Consider the following 5956-nt stretch of genomic DNA (forward strand, 5'->3'; position numbering starts at 1 on the left):
CCGCTCTCCTGCAATCTCTAATCTCCCGTTTATAGTTTATCCTTGCTTACTTCATCTTGTTACCCAACTTGTGGGTAAGGATTAGACCCCCGCCAGCGGGGGACAACGGCCAATCAATCACTTGAATGGCGACAGAGCACTAGTATAAAGGTTAAAATAGTGTATAGGATTCTGCAAAATAGGATTTGAGGGAGATAACTGAGAATTAGACCTGAAATTAAATCAAAAATCAAATTTATCTTGCTTCCAATTATAGCACAAGAAATTACTTAACTACAACTACTGGACAGGGGGTATGACCAATGACCTCTTCAGTTACACTGCCCATAAGGACTCTTTTGAGTCCTGTCCTGCCGTGACTACCCATAAAAATAACATCCACTTTTTCATTTTTTGCTAATTCTGTGATGACTTTATACGCCTCACCTTCTCTGACAAAGGTTACTACCTTAATGCCATCTGCTTCTGCCTTTTCCTTCACTTCATCAACAAAACCTTTGGCTTGTTGAATGAGGGTTTCTGCCACCTCTGGAGCTTCGCCATAAAATTCAGTCGGAACATCCACCACAGATACGACCTTCAATTCCCTATGGTATGATTTTGTAAAAGATATAGCCCTTTCTGTCGCTCCCTGACTACATTTGGAGCCATCAGTAGCAAGAAGGACATTTTCCCATCCTATGACAGTATCTCCTGGAATTACCAGCACATCCTTCTGAGTGTGACCTATAATACGGGCAGTAACACTGCCAACCAATATTCGCTCCAGTCGCCGTAGTCCCCTTCTTCCTACAACTATCAAATCGTAGTTTTCACTTTTGGCTAAATCAACAACCCGTTCATATATCTCACCTTCTTCGCAAATAGTCTTAATTGATACCCCTTCGGTTTTTGCTAATTCATCAGCTTGAGATAAGGCATCCTGATATGGTTTTTTCATAGAGCCCATAATATCTCCCACACTAACTAAATCAAGATCGCCTGTATATGGTGGGACAACAGAAACAACCGTTATCTCACACCCTCCCTTCTGAACGAACTTGAATGATTCTTTTAGAGCATGCAAACTTGTTTCTGAACCATCAATTGCCACCAGTATTTTTTTATATCTTAACATCTTCGTTAACCTCCTTCTTCAATTCGCCATCCACAAATTTCCTGCATTTATTATATGCTTTCTTTCTTAAAAAGTCAAGGGGAAATTAATAGGAGGCAGATTTTCGCAGATTATCAGATAAGAATTAAAATAAAAATCCTGCGAAAAATCTGGTCCCAGTAATTTTCCCTTGACAAATACCTCTGAGAATGCTAAACTATTTTCGTTTTAAATCAAACTATTTCCTGGAGTATTTATAATAGCACACGGATGACACAGATTTAAACCGATTCTCGCTGATTTCTTTCTCTTTATTCTCTCTTCTGTTTTGTATCCGCAAATATCTGCATCATCTGCGTTATCAGCGTGTTATTATTTTCTTGATTTTAAAGGAGAGTAAATTGAAGGTTGCAAAGGCATTAAAGGTAGGTATATCACTGATAGTTTTAATAATTACAGCGGTAACCGTATGGGCATCAACAGGAGTGGAAGTAGCAAATGCTAATGTGGTCTGGTGGATATGGCCATTGTCGTTATTCATTTTTACCTTTCTCCTTGGTATTGTAGCAGTTCTTGGGGGTGTAGGTGGTGGAGTATTATATGTGCCGATTGTCAGCGGTTTTTTCCCTTTTCATCTTGATTTTGTCAGAGCTGCTGGCCTTTTTGTAGCACTGGCTAGTTCGCTTGCCGCAGGACCTGGTCTGCTTAAAAGAAATCTGGCTAATCTTCGTTTAGCATTACCAGTGGCGTTAATTGCTTCATCTGCCGCTATTGTCGGGGCTATGCTTGGACTTGCACTACCAACAAATATTGTCCAACTCTTACTGGGTATTACCATTATCTCCATTGTTATCATTATGGTTTTGGCTAAGAAATCAGACTTTCCAGATGTGCCAAAACCCGATGCCTTATCGCAAAGCCTGAAAATTATGGGCATCTACCGGGAAGAATCACTTGGAAAAAATGTTGAATGGTGCATCCACCGCACAATGAAAGGATTATCTATGTTTATCATTATTGGCATAATGGCAGGTATGTTTGGACTGGGTGCTGGCTGGGCAAATGTGCCAGTTTTAAACCTGATGATGGGCGTTCCGCTTAAAATATCCGTGGCTACAAGCTCATTCCTTCTTTCTATCACTGATACATCAGCCGCCTGGATTTATTTGAATGAAGGAGCTGTTTTGCCAATAATTGTTGTGCCATCTATTGCCGGAATAATGTGTGGTGCTATGATTGGTGCCCAACTACTTGCAAAAACAAGACCAAGGGTAATTAGATGGATAGTTATTGCCCTTTTACTCTTTGCCGGAATGAAAGCAGTTCTAAAGGGGCTGGGGATTGGATAATTAAGTCCAATCTGCCCCACCTGGGGCTAAATTAATCAGAAGGAAATATATGAATAGTAATAAAACCAAAACATCAGAAGAACAAATAGCCTATGCTAATGTATTAAATGTAGCCATGTGGACAGGACTGTCAATTTTGGTAGTTACCTTCATCGTTTATCTATCAGGGGTATTGCCCACTTTTATCCCGATTGAAGATATGCCTAAATACTGGGGTATGGCATCAAAAGATTTTATACATCACTTTCAGGCTCCTACAGGCTGGGGATGGTTAGCAATGGTAGGGAAAGGAGACTATCTGACTTTTGTAGGTATAGCCCTCCTTGCAGGGCTTACAGTCTTATGTTATCTGGTGATATTACCTATTCTCATGAGAAAAAAGGATATTCCCTATGTGGTAATAGCAATTTTTGAGGTTGCTGTTTTAGTCTTAGCCGCAAGTGGAATCTTAAAATCAGGAGGGCACTAACTTGTATTTATCTCTCTCACCGCAGAGAACGCAGAGTTCGTAGAGAATAAGCAACTCATAAACAACTCTCGTAACTGATTTCGCTTATTGACCATCTAATAATCTGGTTAAAAAACAATCAAATTCGGTAACCGTTCAGGGCTATACATTAGAAGTGTAAACAATAAAGGGATTAGAGTCAGACCTTGAATGTAGAAAGCAGTTCCTTTTACATTCAACATTCACGGTCTGACTCCAATAGTTTCCCTTCTCCGTTTCTCCCTTTCTCCGTTTCTCATCTGTCTTCTGACCTGTGTATTTATCCGTGCTAATCCGTGTTCATCTGTAGCTGAATAATTACTGAATAGTTACCATATTTTTTCTTCGTGGTCTTCGTGCCCTTCGTGGTTTATCTTAACTGCACAGCTCGACATTTTTTGCACTACTTCTCTTTTTCCTTCTGTAACTTCCTCCACAGAGATACCCTATCGATACCCAGAATTTGTGCTGCCTGGGTCTGATTATTCCCTACCTCATTTAATACCCATTGGATATAATCTGTCTCTTGCTCCTTGAGGGTTGGTATCCTCCCTTCCTTTTTTCTGAATGTTCTAACGCTCAAACCTTTCAGATCTTCTGGAAGATGACTAACCTCGAGGACATTTCCACTGGCAAGGGCAACCCCTCGCTCAATGATGTTTTCCAATTCCCGAATATTCCCAGGGAAGTCATACTCTCTTAATAAGGCAAGCACATCTTCGGATATTCCACTTATCTCCTTCTTCATTAAGAGAGAGTATTTTTTCAGAAAGTAATAGCTTAAAAGCACAAGGTCATCCTTCCTTTCTGAAAGCGGGGGCAGATGAAAGGAAAGGACATTTAAGCGATAATACAGGTCCTGCCTGAATTGCCCATCTTTTATGGATTCCTGGATGTTTCTATTTGTAGCCGCAATAAATCGGACATCCACCTTTATTGGCTTTGTAGAGCCAAGTCTTAAGACATCCTTTTCCTGAATAACCCTCAATAGTTTTACCTGCATAGAGGGAAGCATCTCGGTTATCTCATCTAAGAATAGCGTTCCGCCGGATGCCATTTCAATTAGCCCCTTCTTCATCGCTTGAGCATCTGTAAATGCACCCTTCTCATAACCAAACAACTCACTATTGAGGAGGCTTTCTGGGAAGGCACCACAGTTTATGGCAAAAAATGCTCCATTTGCGCGAAGGCTGTTAAAGTGGATATACTTAGCTAATAATTCCTTGCCTGTTCCGGTTTCACCGCTTATCAATACATTAGAGTCGGTTGGAGCAATCTGTTTGGCGGTGTTAAGTAGTCTTTGCATTGCTGGATCCTGGGTGATTATTTTAACCCTGCCCTGGAGGTTCTCCACCTGCTCCCGCAGCAACTTATTCTCCTTTTTAAGATTTACCTTTTCTATCGCTTCCTTGACTACCTGTCTAATCTCGTCTAATTTGAATGGTTTAGCGTAACTATTCACCACGAAGAGCACGAAGGACACGAAGATGTTACAGAACAAATCTCTTTATGCCTTTATTTATCCCTACAAAAATATCGCCTACAAAATTGTAGGGGAGTATCTCTTCTTTAACCAGAGTTTAAAAATAGGGTCAGTGAACTCGTATAAGCCCTTATCCTGTTTTAAAAGAATGCCTTTATCTATGAAATATTCGATATATCGGCTTATAAGATTAGAATTGCTTTTGGTTGTCTGACATATCTCTTTTGGAGTATGAAGGTTATGCACAGCCATTGCACAAATTATGCCTTTTTCCTTATCGCTGAAGGACTTAAATTCCTCAAAAAAGAGTATATCGCCTTCTTGAGCAAGAAAATCTCCGAATGCCTTTTGCACCAGTTCCTGGTTTATTATCTTCTCTCCTGTTCTGTTCAATTCCCTTCCAATAAATTGGACATAAAAGGGTATGCCTTTGGTGAGCTTATACAACTCTTCCAGTGCCTCTTCCTTTATCTCACCCTGTATATTCCGTATCATCAAAGCTCTGACCACTGAAATGTCAAAAGGGCCGATATGCCTTATTACAAACTGCCTGTAAAAAGCCGCAGATGGGGAAAGCACTGCGACATCCATCGTTCTTCTTATAGAACCCGATACACAGAGGATAGTTCTGGTCAAGTCTTCCTGGATAGTCCTTATTTTCTTGATGATGCCTTCACCGAGTTTTGTTCCGTTTTTTACATCCATAATTGAAGGGAATTCATCCAGGATTAAGACCAATCTCAGGTTAAGTTCCTCAGCAAGTCTTTCAGCAAATTCAAAGACTTTTTTCACCAGAAGATTTATATCCATCTCCCCTTTTTTGCCTGCGGCCAGTGAAATTTCAATATCTTCAAAGATACTTATCTTAACATCAATCGTCTTCAGAAAATCAAAAAACTTTGTTGCCGGGACCTTGAGGATATGTGCTATCTTATACTTTAAAGAGAGTCTCTTTTTCACAGCTTCAATAATAGAGATAGTAATCTGGTTGCAGAGGTCAACAGCGGTATTTTCAATAATATCCCAGAGTGAAAAATAGACAGCAACAATATCGTCTCTTTGGTTTAATCTTCTCGCCACTTCCTTGAGGATAGAGGTTTTACCAATTCTCCTTGGTCCAACCAGGGCATATCCCATTCTTACTTTCTCATCCGTGAGGGTTTGAAGCATTTCTTCAAGGATATCTTCTCGATCAACAAAATCTTCCTCTGTTGCTGGCTGTAGTGTAAAACTCATCTATGATACTCCTTTTTTAACAAAAGTGCTTTATGTCCTGACGCAATTGACAACTTCGGAACAGGTGATATTTTACAGGTTACCAATCTGCCCATTCTTAATTATATACCCTTGTGAGGCTATTGTCAAGCATTCTTTTCAGAACGGGTGTATGTAAAATTTGTGGGTAACTTTTAACACCTCTATTTTTATCAATTTCCTCCAAAGAGCAAAATGCAAAAAGCAAATATAAAAATTACATATCAAAATGTAAAATTATCTCTTTCCTTTCAGCGTTAAAATACTTGAAGCAAAGATATTACCAA

At 39.7% G+C, this 5956-nt stretch carries 5 protein-coding genes; 2 read left to right on the forward strand and 3 right to left on the reverse strand.

The window, feature by feature from the left end; translation table 11 throughout:
- Window positions 1-265 precede the first annotated feature (265 nt).
- Complete coding sequence (locus tag AB1422_15500; GenBank protein MEW6620714.1) at window positions 266-1117, reverse strand: universal stress protein; 852 nt, start codon at window positions 1115-1117, stop codon at window positions 266-268.
- Window positions 1118-1548: 431 nt separating this feature from the next.
- Between AB1422_15500 and AB1422_15505 the strand changes: the two genes are divergently transcribed.
- Complete coding sequence (locus AB1422_15505; GenBank protein MEW6620715.1) at window positions 1549-2445, forward strand: sulfite exporter TauE/SafE family protein; 897 nt, start codon at window positions 1549-1551, stop codon at window positions 2443-2445.
- A 49-nt stretch (window positions 2446-2494) separates the two neighbouring features.
- Window positions 2495-2914, forward strand: coding sequence for a hypothetical protein (locus AB1422_15510; protein ID MEW6620716.1), 420 nt, complete (start codon window positions 2495-2497; stop codon window positions 2912-2914).
- A gap of 421 nt (window positions 2915-3335) precedes the next feature.
- Here the strand turns inward: AB1422_15510 and AB1422_15515 are convergent, their stop codons facing one another.
- Both AB1422_15515 and AB1422_15520 read right to left on the reverse strand, forming a co-directional pair.
- Complete coding sequence (locus tag AB1422_15515; protein ID MEW6620717.1) at window positions 3336-4394, reverse strand: sigma-54 dependent transcriptional regulator; 1059 nt, start codon at window positions 4392-4394, stop codon at window positions 3336-3338.
- Between the two features lie 78 nt (window positions 4395-4472).
- Window positions 4473-5651, reverse strand: coding sequence for an ATP-binding protein (locus AB1422_15520; protein MEW6620718.1), 1179 nt, complete (start codon window positions 5649-5651; stop codon window positions 4473-4475).
- Window positions 5652-5956 lie beyond the last annotated feature (305 nt).

The organism is bacterium, assembly GCA_040757115.1.
GTDB lineage: Bacteria > UBA9089 > CG2-30-40-21 > CG2-30-40-21 > SBAY01 > JBFLXS01.

Excerpts from the sequence above, each read along its gene's own strand:
- AB1422_15500 (MEW6620714.1), bottom strand. The coding sequence starts at position 1,117 with ATGTTAAGATATAAAAAAATACTGGTGGCAATTGATGGTTCAGAAACA.
- AB1422_15510 (MEW6620716.1), top strand. The coding sequence starts at position 2,495 with ATGAATAGTAATAAAACCAAAACATCAGAAGAACAAATAGCCTATGCT.
- AB1422_15520 (MEW6620718.1), bottom strand. The coding sequence starts at position 5,651 with ATGAGTTTTACACTACAGCCAGCAACAGAGGAAGATTTTGTTGATCGA.